12 protein-coding genes and 2 pseudogenes are annotated in these 14,717 nt (G+C 70.3%); 4 read left to right on the forward strand and 10 right to left on the reverse strand.

Annotated elements, in window-relative coordinates:
- Nucleotides 1-163 precede the first annotated feature (163 nt).
- From hisH to ABZV58_RS33185, 8 genes and pseudogenes are all read right to left on the reverse strand, one after another.
- Nucleotides 164-799, reverse strand: coding sequence for an imidazole glycerol phosphate synthase subunit HisH (gene hisH / locus ABZV58_RS33150; protein ID WP_355004130.1), 636 nt, complete (start codon nucleotides 797-799; stop codon nucleotides 164-166).
- A complete protein-coding gene (gene hisB, locus ABZV58_RS33155; protein ID WP_355004131.1) occupies nucleotides 796-1,428 on the reverse strand; it encodes an imidazoleglycerol-phosphate dehydratase HisB in 633 nt (210 codons plus the stop codon). Before hisB ends, hisH begins: the two co-directional genes overlap by 4 nt.
- Nucleotides 1,429-1,448: 20 nt before the next feature.
- Nucleotides 1,449-2,582: a histidinol-phosphate transaminase gene (locus ABZV58_RS33160; protein ID WP_355004132.1), complete on the reverse strand. Its 1,134-nt coding sequence runs from the start codon at nucleotides 2,580-2,582 to the stop codon at nucleotides 1,449-1,451.
- Nucleotides 2,579-3,916: a histidinol dehydrogenase gene (gene hisD, locus ABZV58_RS33165; RefSeq protein ID WP_355004133.1), complete on the reverse strand. Its 1,338-nt coding sequence runs from the start codon at nucleotides 3,914-3,916 to the stop codon at nucleotides 2,579-2,581. Before hisD ends, ABZV58_RS33160 begins: the two co-directional genes overlap by 4 nt.
- A 149-nt stretch (nucleotides 3,917-4,065) precedes the next feature.
- A pseudogene (locus tag ABZV58_RS33170) lies at nucleotides 4,066-4,668 on the reverse strand (maleylpyruvate isomerase family mycothiol-dependent enzyme).
- Nucleotides 4,669-4,827: 159 nt separating this feature from the next.
- A complete protein-coding gene (locus tag ABZV58_RS33175; RefSeq protein WP_355004134.1) occupies nucleotides 4,828-6,363 on the reverse strand; it encodes a protein kinase in 1,536 nt (511 codons plus the stop codon).
- Between the two features lie 167 nt (nucleotides 6,364-6,530).
- The gene (locus ABZV58_RS33180) at nucleotides 6,531-8,273 is read right to left on the reverse strand and encodes a penicillin-binding transpeptidase domain-containing protein (RefSeq protein WP_355004135.1); all 1,743 of its coding nucleotides are present in this window, start codon (nucleotides 8,271-8,273) and stop codon (nucleotides 6,531-6,533) included.
- Between the two features lie 60 nt (nucleotides 8,274-8,333).
- Nucleotides 8,334-9,197 (reverse strand): arylamine N-acetyltransferase, encoded by an 864-nt coding sequence (locus tag ABZV58_RS33185; RefSeq protein ID WP_355004136.1) that lies wholly within the window; start codon nucleotides 9,195-9,197, stop codon nucleotides 8,334-8,336.
- Between the two features lie 73 nt (nucleotides 9,198-9,270).
- On the opposite strand from ABZV58_RS33185, the pseudogene ABZV58_RS33190 reads away from it, so the two are divergent.
- Nucleotides 9,271-9,411: pseudogene (locus ABZV58_RS33190) on the forward strand (TerB family tellurite resistance protein); the annotation flags it as partial.
- A gap of 52 nt (nucleotides 9,412-9,463) precedes the next feature.
- Nucleotides 9,464-10,642 carry a winged helix DNA-binding domain-containing protein gene (locus tag ABZV58_RS33195; protein ID WP_355004137.1) on the forward strand — a complete coding sequence of 393 codons (1,179 nt, stop codon included), beginning with the start codon at nucleotides 9,464-9,466 and terminating at the stop codon, nucleotides 10,640-10,642.
- A 396-nt stretch (nucleotides 10,643-11,038) separates the two neighbouring features.
- On the opposite strand, the gene ABZV58_RS33200 is transcribed toward ABZV58_RS33195, so the two are convergent.
- Nucleotides 11,039-12,688 carry an MFS transporter gene (locus tag ABZV58_RS33200; protein WP_355004138.1) on the reverse strand — a complete coding sequence of 550 codons (1,650 nt, stop codon included), beginning with the start codon at nucleotides 12,686-12,688 and terminating at the stop codon, nucleotides 11,039-11,041.
- A gap of 103 nt (nucleotides 12,689-12,791) precedes the next feature.
- On the opposite strand from ABZV58_RS33200, the gene ABZV58_RS33205 reads away from it, so the two are divergent.
- Both ABZV58_RS33205 and ABZV58_RS33210 read left to right on the forward strand, forming a co-directional pair.
- Nucleotides 12,792-13,241 carry a MarR family transcriptional regulator gene (locus ABZV58_RS33205; RefSeq protein WP_355004139.1) on the forward strand — a complete coding sequence of 150 codons (450 nt, stop codon included), beginning with the start codon at nucleotides 12,792-12,794 and terminating at the stop codon, nucleotides 13,239-13,241.
- Nucleotides 13,242-13,421: 180 nt separating this feature from the next.
- Nucleotides 13,422-14,060 (forward strand): GNAT family N-acetyltransferase, encoded by a 639-nt coding sequence (locus tag ABZV58_RS33210; RefSeq protein WP_355004140.1) that lies wholly within the window; start codon nucleotides 13,422-13,424, stop codon nucleotides 14,058-14,060.
- Nucleotides 14,061-14,104: 44 nt separating this feature from the next.
- On the opposite strand, the gene ABZV58_RS33215 is transcribed toward ABZV58_RS33210, so the two are convergent.
- Nucleotides 14,105-14,590: a YbaK/EbsC family protein gene (locus ABZV58_RS33215; RefSeq protein WP_355004141.1), complete on the reverse strand. Its 486-nt coding sequence runs from the start codon at nucleotides 14,588-14,590 to the stop codon at nucleotides 14,105-14,107.
- Nucleotides 14,591-14,717 lie beyond the last annotated feature (127 nt).

The following is a 14,717-nucleotide window of genomic DNA, read 5'->3' on the forward strand; positions in this document are numbered from 1 at the left end:
GCCCCGCGGAGCGCCCCGCCGCAGGGTTGCCCGCCCTCGGGTCAGAGCGCCCGAAATCGACGGTAGTCGAATGGTTGCGATTCGATCTTGAAAAGCCGCCATATGACTACCGTCGAATCCTTTCACTATCGACGGTAGTCAATCGAAGGTCAGCGCTTACGGCTCACAACGAGTCGATCCAGTTACGCAACAGATGAGCTCCCGCGTCGCCGGACTTCTCCGGGTGGAACTGCGTGGCGGACAACGCACCGTTCTCCACCGCGGCGAGGAACGGCACCCCGTGCTCGGCCCAGGTGAGCTTCGGCGACGCGAAGTGCTCGCTCGGCGGAAGGTCCCAGGTCTGCGCGGCGTAGGAGTGGACGAAGTAGAACCGGGTATCGGCGTCCATGCCCTTGAACAGCACGCTGTCGGAAGGCGCCGACACGGTGTTCCACCCCATGTGCGGCAGTACCGGAGCGGACAACCGCTCCACCACGCCCGGCCATTCCGCGCACCCGTCGGTCTCCACGCCGAACTCCACGCCGCGCTCGAACAGGATCTGCATGCCGACGCAGATGCCGAGCACCGGACGCCCACCGGCCAGGCGCTGGCCGATGATGCGTTCGCCGCGCACCTCGCGCAGCCCCGCCATGCAAGCCGCGAACGCGCCGACGCCGGGCACCACGAGACCGTCTGCGGCCAGCGCGATCTGCGGGTCGGCGGTCACCTCGACGCGCGCACCAGCGCGCACCAGCGCCCGCTCCGCGGAGTGCAGGTTGCCGGAGCCGTAGTCAAGCAGGGCGACGGATTTCGTTGTCACAGCGTTCCCTTCGTCGACGGCACACCGCTCACCCGCGGGTCGAGCTCGACGGCGGCGCGCAGCGCCCGCGCCACGGCCTTGAACTCGGCCTCGGTGACGTGGTGCTGGTCGCGGCCGTAGAGCACCCGCACGTGCAGGGCGATCCGGGCGTTGAGCGCGATCGACTCGAAGACGTGGCGGTTGAGCACCGTGGAGTACGGCGCGCCCGGCTCGGAGCGCCCGCGCACCGGGCTGCCCGGGATCACCGCGTGCAGCAGGTGTTCCGGCTCGCCGGTGTGCACGCAGTACGGCCGACCCGACACGTCGACCGCCGCGTGCGCGAGGGTCTCGTCCATCGGGATGAAGGCGTCGCCGAAGCGGCGGATGCCGGACTTGTCACCCAGCGCCTTGCCGAGCGCCTGCCCGAACACGATGGCGGTGTCCTCCACCGTGTGGTGCGCCTCGATCTCGATGTCGCCATCCGCGCGCACGGTCAGGTCGAAGCTGGCGTGCGCGCCGAGCGCGGTCAGCATGTGGTCGTAGAACGGGACGCCGGTGGAGATCTCGGTCTTGCCGGTGCCGTCCAGATCCAGTTCGACGACGATGCTGGATTCCTTGGTGATGCGCTCGACCCGCGCGGTCCTTGTCATCGGTGCTTCCTCCACGGGGTTCATCGGGGCGTGAGTTCGCTGCCTGCCAGCTCGCCACTGACGCGCAGGAACTCGTCGTTCTCGGCGGCGAGGCCGATGGTCGCGCGCAGGTAGCCGGGGATGCCGACGTCGCGGATCAGCACGCCGCGGTCCAGATATCGCTGCCAGGCCCGGCCCGCGTCGGCGAACCGGCCGAACAGCACGAAATTGGCGTCGCTGGGCACCACCTCGAAGCCCAGCTGGCCGAGCGCGGCCGCGACCCGGTCGCGCTGCGCCGCCAATTCCGCGACGCTGCCGAGGGTTTCGTCCGCGTGCCGCAGGGCCGCGCGCGCGGCGGCCTGGGTGACCACCGACAGGTGATAGGGCAGCCGCACCAGCAGCATCGCGTCGATCACCGCGGGCGCGGCGACGAGGTAGCCCAGGCGGCCGCCCGCGAACGCGAAGGCCTTGCTCATGGTGCGGCTCACCACCAGCTTCGCCGGGAATCGGTCGATCAGCGCGATCGCACTCGGCGCCGCCGAGAATTCGCCGTAGGCCTCGTCGACCACGACGATGCCGGGCGCCGCGTCGAGGATCCGCACCAGGTCGTCCTGCGGAATGCTGTGTCCGGTGGGGTTGTTCGGGCTGGTCACGAAGACCACGTCCGGCCTGCGTTCGGCGATGGCCGCCAGCGCGTAGTCGATGTCGAGGGAGAAATCGGCGTTGCGCTTGGCCTCGACCCACTCGGTGTCGATGCCCTCGGAGATGATCGGGTGCATCGAGTAGGACGGCACGAAACCCAGTGCGCTGCGGCCCGGTCCGCCGAAGGCCTGGAGCAGCTGCTGCAGAATCTCGTTGGAACCGTTGGCCGCCCAGACGTTCGCCGTATCCACCGTGACGCCGGTCTGGCGGGTGAGGTAGTTCGCCAGGTCGGTGCGCAGCGCCACCGCGTCGCGATCCGGGTAGCGGTGCAGATCCGCGGCGGCGGCGCGGATGGACTCGGCCACGTCGTCGATGAGCGCGCGGCTCGGCGGGTGCGGGTTCTCGTTGGTGTTCAACTGCACCGGAACGGTCAATTGTGGTGCGCCGTAAGGCTTCTTGCCGCGCAGGTTCTCGCGCAGCGGCAGATCGTCCAGGCCGATGGCGGACCCGGGCGCAGTGAGCTGACCGGTCATGACAGGGTCTCGAATCGCACCGTGACGGCCTGGCCGTGCGCCGGAAGATCCTCGGCGTTGGCCAGCGCGACCACGTGCCCGGCGACATCCTTCAGCGCCGCCTCGGTGTACTCGACGACGTGGATGCCGCGCAGGAAGGTCTGCACGCTGAGTCCGGACGAGTGCCGCGCGCAGCCCGCGGTGGGCAGCACGTGGTTCGATCCCGCGCAGTAGTCGCCGAGGCTGACCGGCGCGTACGGGCCGACGAAGATCGCGCCCGCGCTGCGCACCCGGGCCGCGACCGCGGAGGCGTCGGCGGTCTGGATCTCCAGGTGCTCGGCCGCGTAGGCGTTGACCACGCGCAGGCCCTGGTCGATGTCGTCGACGAGCACGGTGCCGGACTGCTTGCCGGTCAACGCCTCTCGCACCCGGTGCCCGTGCTTGACCACCGTCATCTGAGTGCTCAGCGCGACGTCCACCGCGTCGGCGAGCTCGACGCTGTCGGTCACCAGCACGCTGGCCGCCAGCACGTCGTGCTCGGCCTGGCTGATCAGGTCGGCCGCGACGTGCGACGGATCGGCGGTGGCGTCGGCCAGGATGGCGATCTCGGTGGGACCCGCTTCGGCGTCGATGCCGACCAAGCCGCGGCACAGCCGCTTGGCCGCGGTGACGTAGATGTTGCCCGGGCCGGTGATCAGGTCGACCGGCTCGAGTTCCGCGCCGTCGGTGTCGACGCCGCCGTAGGTGAGCAGCGCGACGCCCTGCGCGCCGCCGACCGCCCACACCTCCTCGACGCCGAGCAGTTGCGCGGCGGCCAGGATGGTCGGGTGCGGGAGCCCGCCGAACTGGGCCTGCGGCGGCGAGGCGACCACCAGCGAACCGACGCCCGCGGTCTGCGCGGGCACCACGTTCATCACCACGCTGGACGGGTAGACGGCGTTGCCGCCGGGCACGTACAGCCCGACCCGCTCCACCGGCACCCACCGTTCGGTGACCGTGCCGCCGGGCACCACCTCGGTGGTGGTGTCGGTGCGGCGCTGATCGGCGTGCACCGCGCGAGCCCGCGCGATCGACTCCTCCAGCGCGGCGCGCACCGCGGGGTCCAGCTCGTCGAGCGCCTTGACCAGCTCGGACCGCGGGACGCGGACGGTCGCCGGAATCACACCGTCGAACCGCTCACCGAACTCCAGCGCCGCCGAGACACCATGGTCGCGGACCGCCTCCACCACCGGACGCACCTGATGCAGCACCGAGTCCACGTCGACTCCCCCGCGCGGCAGCGCGGAGCGCAGCTCGGCAGCGGAAGGAGTACGACCGCGCAAGTCGACGCGGGCGAGCTCGATGCGGGATGTCATGTCGGTGTCGATCCTTGTCTGGAGCTGGTCACAACAGGAAAGTTGCCGCTACCAGCCTAGTGGACGCCGCCGGACGCCAGTCCGCCGCTAGCCCGCGCACGGCCGGAGCGAAGGCGGAGGTACGCCGGTGGGATCGCCGAACGCGACGCTCACCCGCAGCGGCGGCGCAGCTCGGCGACTCCCTCACCTTCGAGATCGTCGAGCGCCGCCGCGCGCCCGACCACCGCGAGAGTGAGCGCCTCCGCGGGCCCGCGTACCTCCGGCCCGCTGCCGTCGGCCCAGTCCAGGTCCGTGGCCACCAACCGCAAGCCCTTCCTGCGTCGCCCCGGCCGGACGAACGGGTCGGGATGTTCGACCAGGTAACGCAACCGTTCGGCCGGGATCGCGCGGGTGCGGCCGAGCGGGCGGCGAATGTCCTGCTGATGCACGAACAGGTCGGCAAGCACCAGGGCGGGACCGGATCGGGACAGCTTGCCCGCGGCGTTCTCGAACTTGTCGATCAGCTGGTCGGTCGACAGCGTCCGCGCCTTCCGGACCAGCCGATCGTTGACGCGGTCGATCGAGAGCCCGCACCGGACGACGATGCCCCCGTAGGTCAGCGGTGCGATCGTGTCGTACAGCAGATGCCCGACCACGTCCCGCACCGTCCACCCCGCGCACAGCGACGGCGTCTCCTATTCCTCCGCGCGCAGATCGCGCAGCAACGCGATGAGTTCGGCGCGTTCCTCCGCCAGCATCCCCCTGATCGTCATGCCGGAAGCCTACTCGGCCGCGAGCCTGCGGAGCTATAGGCAACCGCGCCAAGCCCTTTCAGGCGACCAGCCGTTTCACCCGATCGGCTCGGCCGAGATCCAGCCGAGCACCCGCACCGAAACCTCGCTGCGCGGCGAACGCGGCTGACGCGTTGCGACTCAGCGGGTTTCGCTGTCGATGAGCAGTCGCCCGCCGCTGTCCACGACACGCAGCACCAGCTGCTTGGACTCGCCCTCCACCGTCAGGTTGCCCAGTCGCATGTCCACCGAGCCGTCGGCGTTGTTGGAGCCGGTGGCCGCCTGGATGCTGGAGAACGTGTCGACGATGCGCGAGCCCCAGTAGTCGCGGAACGCCTGTTCACCGCCGTAGGCCTTCTGCGCCGCCGGGGTGAGCAGCGACCAGGACCCGCCGGGGTTGCTGTAGAAGTCGACGATCAGCTGACCGGCCGGTCCCCACTCGACGGTGCCCGCGCTCGGCGTGCGGCCCAGCGCCGGTGCCGTCGTGGTCGTCTTGCCGGAGGCCGTGGCGCTCGCCGACGGCGGAGTCGCCTGCGCCGCGGGAGAATTCGAGTCCGACTGGTTCAGGCTGCCGATCAGCAGCGCGGCGACGGCCACCACTGCGCCGACGACGCCGCCGATGAGCACCGCGCGGCGCTTGCCCGCCGAGGAGCCGGACGCCGGACGCGGCTGGGCCGCCGTCCTCGGATGCGCGGCCGTGTTCGGGTGGGCGGCGGCGCGCTGCGGCGGAGGCAGCGGACGGACATGCCGTTCGGTCGGCTGGTGGGTGGGCTGCGGCACGGGTGTGCGCAGCGCGCGCGTCGCCGCCTCCGAGGCCGACTGGCGCGCGAAAGTCTCACTGGCCGGGACGAATCCGACGGGCACCGGGTTGGCGCCGGAATCGGCGAAGGCGGCCAGCGTGTCGCGCGAGACGCGCATGCTCGGCCGTTCCTCCGGGTCCGGGTTCAGCAGCGCGAGCAGGAAATCGGTGGCAGGCCCCGCGTTACGCGGCTGGCTGACCTGACCGTTCGCTGCCGCGTAGAGCACCGCGAGCGGATTCGCGCTCGCGCCGTAGGGCGGTTCGCCCTCCAGCGCGTGAAAGAGTGTGGCACCGAGCGAGAACACGTCGGCGGCGGGCGTCGGATCGGCGCCGCGGGCCACCTCGGGCGCGAGATAGGCGGCGGTGCCGCAGATCAGGCCGGTCTCGGTGAGCGTGACGTCGCCGGTGGCGCGGGAGATGCCGAAGTCGGTGATCTTGACCGTGCCGTGGTCGTCGAGCAGCACATTGCCCGGCTTCACGTCGCGGTGCACGATGCCCGCCTGGTGCGCGGCGATCAGCGCCGAGGCGACCTGCTCGCCGATGCGCGCGACCTGGGTCAGCGGCAGCGTGCCCTGTGCGGAGAGCACCGCGGCCAGGCTGCGCGACTTCAGGTACTCCATCACCAGGCACGGGTCGCCCTCGTGCTCGGTGATGTCGAACACCACGATCGCGTTGGGATGCTGGAAGCGCGCCGCGTTCCGGGCCTCGCGGGTCGCGCGCTGGCGCACGATGTCGCGTTCGGCCTCCGGCAGGCTCGCTTTTATGTGGATCTGCTTGATCGCCACGGAACGCCGGAGTCGCTCGTCGGTGGCACGCCAGACGACACCTGTGCCGCCGCTACCAATCCGCTCGACCAGGCGGTAATGCTCCGCGATCAACTGACCGGTATCGATGGCGCCTACTCCGAACCTTCTCGAAATCGTGACATCCCGCATATTGACCGCTGACGCGGCCCGCCGACGAGTGTAGCGGGCGCACCGAGCGCGGTCCGCGCCAGCCGGGATATATCCGCCGCCCAAATCACCCGAACGGCGGATGCCGAAGGTTACCGCGCCGCACGCAGCATCCGACCGGCGGCCTCCACCGCCGGACCCGAGCTGCCCGCGTCGCTGACGAACACCGCGAACGCCAGGTCACCGTCGATTCCGACGAACCAGCCGTGCGCGTGGGTGTCGTCGATGTATTCCGCGGTGCCGGTCTTGCCGAGCAGGCCGGGGATGTCGCGCAACTGCGTCGCGGTGCCGCCGGTGACGGTCTCGCGCATCATGGTCTTCAGCTGGTCGTCGACGGTCCCGGACAGCGGCTCCGGCTGCCGGTCGGCCACGCCGGGTCTGCCCTGCACCACGGTCGGCGTCGGCACCGAGCCGCGCGCGATCGAGGCGGCGACCAACGCCATGCCGAACGGCGAGGCTGTCACCTGTCCTTGACCGATGCTGGACTCGACGCGCTCGGCCGGGGTGTCGGCGGTGGGCACCTTGCCGGTGACCGTGGTCAAGCCGGGTGTGACGTAGTCGATGCCGAGTCCGAGCTGGGCGGCCGCCTTCGTCAGCCCGTCCGGCGGCAGCCGCACGCCGAGCATGCCCATGGTGGTGTTGCAGGAGCGGGCGAAGGCGGTGTGCAGCGGGACCTGGCCGAGATCGAAGTTGTCGTCGTTGGGGATTCGGCGGCCCTCGATGTCCGCGCTACCGGGGCAGGGCAACACCGTGTCGGGATTCACCTCACCCGCCTGGAGCGCGGCCGAGACGGTCACGGTCTTGAAGGTCGAGCCCGGCGGATACAGGCCGGTCAGCGCGATCGGGCCCTGCGCGTCCGCGGCGGCGTTCTGCGCCATGGCGAGCACGTTGCCGGTGGAGGGCTGTAGCGCGACGATCGCCGCGGGCTGGGCGATCGGCGCGAGCGCGTCCTCGGCGGCGCGCTGCAAACCGGTGCTCAACGTGGTGGCGATGTCGGCGGCCTGGCGCGGATCCTCGCCCGCTACGCGTTCGGTGCCGGTGGGCGTCTTGGCCCGCACCGCCCAGCCCGCCGCCTCGTCGGCGTTCTGCTGCCACAGCTCGGTGATGCCGGTCATGGTCGGTGAGGAGAGCGCCTTGTCGACGGTCAGCAGCCGGGTCTGCGGTGCGAGGGTGACGCCGGGCAGCGCGGCCAGCGCGTCGTTGATCGGGGCGATGTCGGCGGCGCGCAGCGTGATCGCGGTGACCGGCTTGCCCTGCGCGAGTTCCGTCTCCAGGGACTGCGCGGTGATGCCAGGAGCCAGCGGAGCGAGCAGGGCCGCGACGGCGCCGGTGTCCACGCCGGGCGCGAGGTTCACCAGGGTGACGATCTGTTCGGTCATGAGATCGCCGCCCGCGCCGTCGAGAACGCGAGCGGGCTTGGCGAAGGCGGGTCCGTAGGTCAACGGGCCAGCGGCCAGGCCGGGCGCGACGGTGGCGGGATCCCAGCGGATCTTCCATCCGTCGTTCTCGGTGGCCTCGCCCACGGTGGTGTAGCTCCACTCGTCCCGGCCGCCCTTGCCCAGCTGCCAGGTGGCGGCGAGGGTGAAACCGTTCCCGTCGGTCGAGCTCACCTCGAAGGTGACTTCCTTGCCGAGACCGTCGTAGAGCTGATTCAGCGTGGCGGTCGCCTCGGCGGGGTCGTCGGTGAGCGCGGCCGCCGCGGCGATGTCGTCGCGGTTCAGCGCGTCGGCGAACTGACCGGCCACGGTGTCCGGCTGTTCGGGCCCGGAACCGCACGCGGCGAGGGCGAGCACGGGCGCTGCGGACAGAACCAGGATCTTCCGGTGGATGCGCACCCAGCCGACGGTAACCGAATCGTCCGTCGGCGCGGCGTACCCGCGCCGACGGTGTCGCGCTCAGCGGTCGAGCCAGGGCGCTGTGCTCAGCGTGGCGGCGTCGGCCGGATCGAGTTCGATGTCGAAGAACTCCTCCAGGATCTTGGGCAGTTCCCCCGGCTCCAGCGCACGGGTTTCGCTCGATCCGTCGGGGCGTTCGGTGACGAGGGTCAGGCCGTCGAGCACGTGGTGGACGTCGGGCAGGAAGCGTTGGACGAACGGGCGCGCGGTGAACGGCGAGCGCGCCGAGGTGGACACGAAGTGGTTGCCCACCTCGAAGTCGATGCGGTACTGCGGTTCGGTCGTGAAGGTGTAGCGGTCGATCCAGCCGTCGCGGCCGAACTGGTGCAGCACCCAGACGTCGGTGTCCAGCTCGCCGACAGTGCGTTCGAGGCGGAATCGCCACTGGCCCAAGGCGAACTCGCCGGGGCGTTCGACCAGCTCGTACGGCTCGAGCGGGCCGGAACCGAACCCGACGTCGCAGAGCCAGACGCGGTCGTCGTCCGCGGTCGTCACGCGCAGCAGGGCGTGCGTCGCCGGGCGCAATCCGCCGGAGCCCATCGTCACCCGGCCGCTGAGTCCGGTGACCCCGAATCCGAGGCGTTCCAGCGCGGCGGCGAAGAGTCCGACGTTCTCGTAGCAGTAGCCGCCGCGACGGCGGCGCACCAGCTTGTCCTGCAAGGTGGCCAGATCCAGCGGGATCGGGCGACCGAGCACCGGCTCCAGGTTCTCGAACGGAATGGAAGTGGTGTGCAGGTAGACGAGTTCGCGCAGCGTCGCGAGGGTGGGGGCACGTTCGCCGTCGAAGCCGATCCTGGCCAGATAGGCGTCCAGGTCCAACTCCGCGCCGTTCCAGTGATATGCGGCATCCGCCGGCTTGCTCATCTCACGCCTCTCTTCGTCGGTGTCGAACCGAACAACCGGCGCGTGGTGCTATGTGTTCCGCCGCGTTTCGGGCAAGCCCGCCGAGGCGCAGGCCGTCGTGCAGATCGGCATCATGATCGGCAATGCCGACGGGTCCTTCGACCAGGCCGAGGTCGCGGCGGCGCGCGAGGCTTGTCAGGCGCTGCGGCTGGACCCGAGCCAGTTCGGGCTCTGAGCGCCGCAACGAGTCGACGGTGGATGTCGGAGGCGGCGATTAGTATTCGCCTATGCGTTCGATAGATGCCGCCGAGCGGCGCGCGCGACTGGGAGTGCGGCACCGGCTGGCGGACGCGCACCGCACCGACGACATCGCGAATATCGCGAGGTCGCTGGTCGTTTTGCATGCCACCGATCCGGCCACGGTGTTCCTTTCCCTCGGCGCGCGCAGCCTCTACGCGACGCCCGCCGACGTGGAGCGCGCGCTGTACGACGAGCGGACGCTGCTGCGCATGCTCGCGATGCGCCGGACCATGTTCGTCGCGCCCGTCGAGCTGGTTCCGGTGCTCCAGGCCGCGTGCGCGAACGCGTTGGCGGACAAGCAACGCAAGACCTACGGACGTTTTCTCGAGCAGGCCGGTATCGGCGACGGCGATGTCGCGAGCTGGTGGGCCGAGGTCGAAGAGAAGACCCACCGCGCGTTGCTCGCTCGCGGCGCCGCCACCGGCGCGCAGCTCGGCAAGGACGTGCCGCGGCTGCGCACCCAGGTGAATACCGCACCGGACAAGGCGTATTCGAAGCCGACCAATATCACGACCTGGGTACTCGTCACCCTGGGCTGCGAGGGTCGCATCGTGCGCGGGCGGCCGAACGGCAGCTGGGCGAGCAGCCAGTACCTGTGGGCGCCGGTGGAATCGTGGCTGCCCGAGGGCGTCGCGGAACTGCCCGCCGAGGAGGCGCGCGCCGAACTGGTGCGGAAGTGGTTGGCCGCCTTCGGCCCGGCCCCGCTCAGCGACCTCAAATGGTGGACGGGCTGGTCACTGGCCGAGGTGCGCAAGGCGCTGGCCCGGTTGGAGGTGGCGGAGGTCGACTTGGACGGCACCCCCGGCCTCGTCCTCGCCGACGACGTCGAACCCGTTGCGCCGCCCGAGGATTGGGCCGCCCTCCTCCCGGCCCTCGATCCGACCCCGATGGGCTGGCAGTCCCGCGACTGGTACCTCGGCCCGCACGCCGCGTCCCTCTTCGACCGCAATGGCAACATCGGCCCCACCCTCTGGTGGAACGGCCGCATCGTCGGCGGCTGGGCGCAGCGCAAAGACGGCGAGATCGTCTGGCGCCTCCTGGAAGACGTCGGCTCCGAAGCGAAGTCGCGCATCGAAGCCGAAGCCGCCCGCACCGCGAAGTGGTTCGGCCCCGTTCGCACCATCCCTCGCTTCCGCACCCCGCTGGAACGCGAACTCACCGCCTGATACCCACCACTTCGCCGACCCCGGCGTCGCTGCTCGCGACCACACGTGCGGGCCGAACGTCTCCGCACCGCGACCAGCCGCACCTTCCCTCGCCTGGCGTCCCGAGCGTTCTCGGCCTCGCACACCTCGGCACGCCGTGCAAGATCCGATTGCCTGTAAAGCGCGCAAAGTCTGCGAAGCCACCAGCCCCACAGGGCACGCCGCATAGCAAGCGCTGGCACTGTTGCGCGCGGACGGCACTGGCAACTCCGAGCCGCTAGGAGCCGCGCCCGGATCCGACAAACAAGCACCGCGGCTCGACCCGGCACCCGCGTGTGGAGACGCATCGCCACCCAGCGTGCACCCGCCTCACCAGGCTTGCCGCCCTGCGAGGCGGGTGACGAGTATGTGCCGAACTCAGGGGGCGGCGGCTTCGTCGACCGCAGGTGTCGAGACCGGCTCTGCGCGCTTGCGGATGGATGCGGTCGTGGCCAAGGCCACGAGGAGCAGCCCCGCGCAGGCATAGGCGGTGAGCGCGAGACCGGAGGACATGGACTCGCGGGCGGCCTCGGCGATCGGGGCGGTGGCGGGGTCGGCGGCCAGCGCGGGGATGGCCGATCCGGCGCTGGCCGTGACCGCGTCGGTCAGGCTGTCGGCGGCGGGCGTGTCCGCCAGACGGTCACGCAGGTCGCTGCCGAGCACGCTGAAGAAGAGCGTGGTGAGCACGGCGATGCCGAGCGCGGAGCCGAGTTCCCTTGCCGCGCTTTGGATGCCCGACCCTTGGCCAGCGCGTTCGCCGGGCACTTCGGCGAGCACCACGTTCGTCACTTGCGCGGTCGCGAAGCCGACGCCCACGCCGTAGACGAACAGCGCGAGGACGATGGCCCACCATCGCGTGTCCGTGGCCGCGACGAGCGCGAGCAAGGCCAGCCCCGCGGCCTCCAGCACCAGGCCGATGCGCACCTGCGCCATCGCCGACGCGGTCATCCCGAAACTGGCCCCGCTGGCGACGAAACTGCCGACCGCCAGCGCGGCGAGGGCGAGCCCGGTCTGGAAGGCCGTATAGCCGAGGGTGAACTGCATCCACAACGGCAGCACCGCGATGATCCCGAATTCACCGACGCCCACCACGAGCGTGACCACATTGCCGTTGCGGAACGAGACGATCCCGAACAGCCGGACGTCCAGCAGGGGTTCACCACCCGTCCGCACCAGCCTCCGCTGCCGCCGCCAGAAGAGCGCCAGCGTGCCCATCGCCACGAGGAACGCGACGAGCACCGGCGACGGCCCACCGTGCCAGGCCACCCCACCGACGACGAGCGGCTCGATCGTGCGCACCCACCCGTAGTGGCGCCCCTCGATCAACGCGAACGACAGCAGACCGAGGCCGAGCACCGACAGCGCCGCACCGCGCAGATCCACACCTCCGCCGACCCGCGGCGCACGTCCGCGCCGGTCGTGCGCGGGACCGTCGACGGACTGCGCCAGTCCGTGCCGATCAGGCACGAACCGCAGCACCGCAGCCACTATGACGAGCACCAGCGGAATGTTGATGCCGAACGCCCACCGCCACGAGAAGTCGGCCAGCCAGCCACCGAGCAGCGGACCAACCGCCGCCGCGGCGCCGATCGTCGAACCCCAGATCGCGAACGCCTTGGCGCGCGCCGGACCCGCGAAGCCCGCGTTCACCAAGGCCAGCGAGGTCGGCAGGATCAGCGCGCCGCCGACGCCCTGGAGGAAGCGCGCGGCGATGAGCGCGCCGCCGTTCGGCGCCGCGGCGGCCAGCAGGCTGGTAACGCCGAAGATCACCAGTCCGATCACGAAAAGCCTTCGCGCACCGTACAAGTCGGCGAGGCGACCGGTGACCAACAGCAGCGCCGCGAAGACGATGGCGTAGGACTCCTGGATCCATTGCGCCTCGATCGAGGTGATGCCCAGGTCGTCGATGATCGGGGCGACGATCACGTTGACGATCGTCAGGTCCACGACGATCAGCGCGACACCCAACGAGACTGCGATCAGCCCGAACCAGTGCCGGGCGGGAGGTGTATCGGTTTCGGTCGGCAATTTACCTCCATCATCAAGTTACTTTATGATGAAGGTATTCCGCGCCGGGGTAAGTTGTCAATTTGTGCGGGCGCGCTCGTGCCCATCGAGGAAAGGAGTGCCGGTGTCGAACGACCCTGCGGCGCAACGCGAACGACTCGCCGACGTCCTGCTGTCCTACGGCGCGAGCTTCGCCGAGCTCGGCCGCCGGTTCGCCGCGGAACTCGGCGTGCATTCCACCGACGCTTTCGCGCTGCGGGAGATCACCTCCGCGGAGACGCTCGGCACGCCGATCTCACCGGCATTGCTGAGCAAGCGCATCGCGCTGACCTCGGGCGCGATGAGTTCACTGCTCAACCGGCTGGAAGACGCCGGATACATCACCCGCACCCGCGAGCACACCGACCGGCGCGTGGTCACGCTGCGCACGAGCGGGCAGGTCAAGGAGCGGGCCGACGAATTCTTCCGCCCGTGCAACGAACGCCAGGACGCGATCCTCGCCGAGTACCCGCCCGAGATCCTGGATCAGTTCGAGACACTGCTGCGGCGACTGACCACGAGCTTGACGAGCTGACGCACGCCGATCCACCGACCGCAGGCTCGACAAGCCGACGCCCACGCCGATCCGCCGACCCGCACTCGGCGAGCTGACGCCGCGCCGATCCGCCGACCCCGCACCCGGCACCCGGCGAGCCGATACCCGCGCCGATCCGCCGACTGCGAGCAGACACCGCGCGGCGGTACGTTGAATGCCGTGGAGATTCGCCGGTTCACCGAGCCCGATCGCGACGAACTACGCGCCCTGGCCCGCCGTGCCGGTTCCGGAGCGCCGACCGAATCACTCTGGGGGCACGCGGAATCCGAGGCGGCGGTGTACCTCGACCCCTATCTGGACATCGAACCGCGCTCGCTGTTCGTCGCGGTGCGAGACGGCGCGCTGGTCGGCTATCTCGCGGGCTGCGTGGACAGCGCGGCGTTCCCCACCGAAGACGAGCGCATCGAAGCGGCGATTCGCCGGTACCGCTTGGTGTTCCGGCGTGGGCCCGCCGCGTTCTTCGTGCGCGCCGCACTCGACGCGTTGGGCGCGAAGCTGCGCCGCCGACCCACCGCGGGCGACTTCACCGACCCGCGCTGGCCCTCACACCTGCACATCAACGTGGCCGAGGAGGGCCGGGGCACCGGCGCGGCCGACGGACTGATCGAGCGCTTCCTCGAGCACGCCGCCGCGGCCGGATCCCCCGGCTGCCACCTGCAAACTCTCGTCGAGAACGCCCGCGCCGTAAGGTTTTTCGAGCGGATGGGCTTCACCGAGCACGGTACGGCGCCGCTGGTCCCCGGCCTGCGCTATCAGGGCAAGCGGGTGTATCAGCGAACGATGGTCCGCGCCCTCTGATCAGCGCGGGCCGACCAGGACCTAGCCGAGCGGACGCGCGAGGTTCACTCCGGAGGCCCGCCGCCACGCTTGGAGAAGTGCGCCTTCTCCGCCCGCTCCATCAGCCGCATGAACTGATCCGTACGCAGGTGGACGAGTTCCTCGTGGTCCCCGGCCTCGAAATAGACGTCGGGCACCGTGGTGAGGCTTTCGTCCATCAGCGTCTGCACGCCGTACGCGGTGCAGACGGCCGGGATCGCGCCGACCTCGCAGTCCTTGAAGACTGAGCGAAGTTCGGACTCCTTGGCGAGGACAAGATGCCGTCCGGTCTGCGCCCAGAGCTTCGACAGGCGCAGGTGATGGGTCGATGGCAGCACCGCGCCGACGTAGCCCTGATCGTCCTCGAGCATGATCGTCTTGGCGAGACGATCGGCGGGGATATTGGCCACCGACGCGGTATGGGCGCTGGTGTAGCTGTGCGGATGACGCACGACCTCGTATTCGACGCCCGCGTCGCGCAGGCATTCCTCCACCGTCGATGACATGGACATTGCGGACCTCCACTCGTTAGCTGGCGCGCCACCGCGTCCCGGTGACAATGGCAGTCGGATGAACCGCGTCAAGCCGTTCTACGAGTAAGTTTGCGCCTTTTGCCGACGAATGCCGACCCCCATTTGC

It is taken from the genome of Nocardia sp. NPDC004654 (genome assembly GCF_040609595.1).
Classification (GTDB): Bacteria; Actinomycetota; Actinomycetes; order Mycobacteriales; family Mycobacteriaceae; genus Nocardia.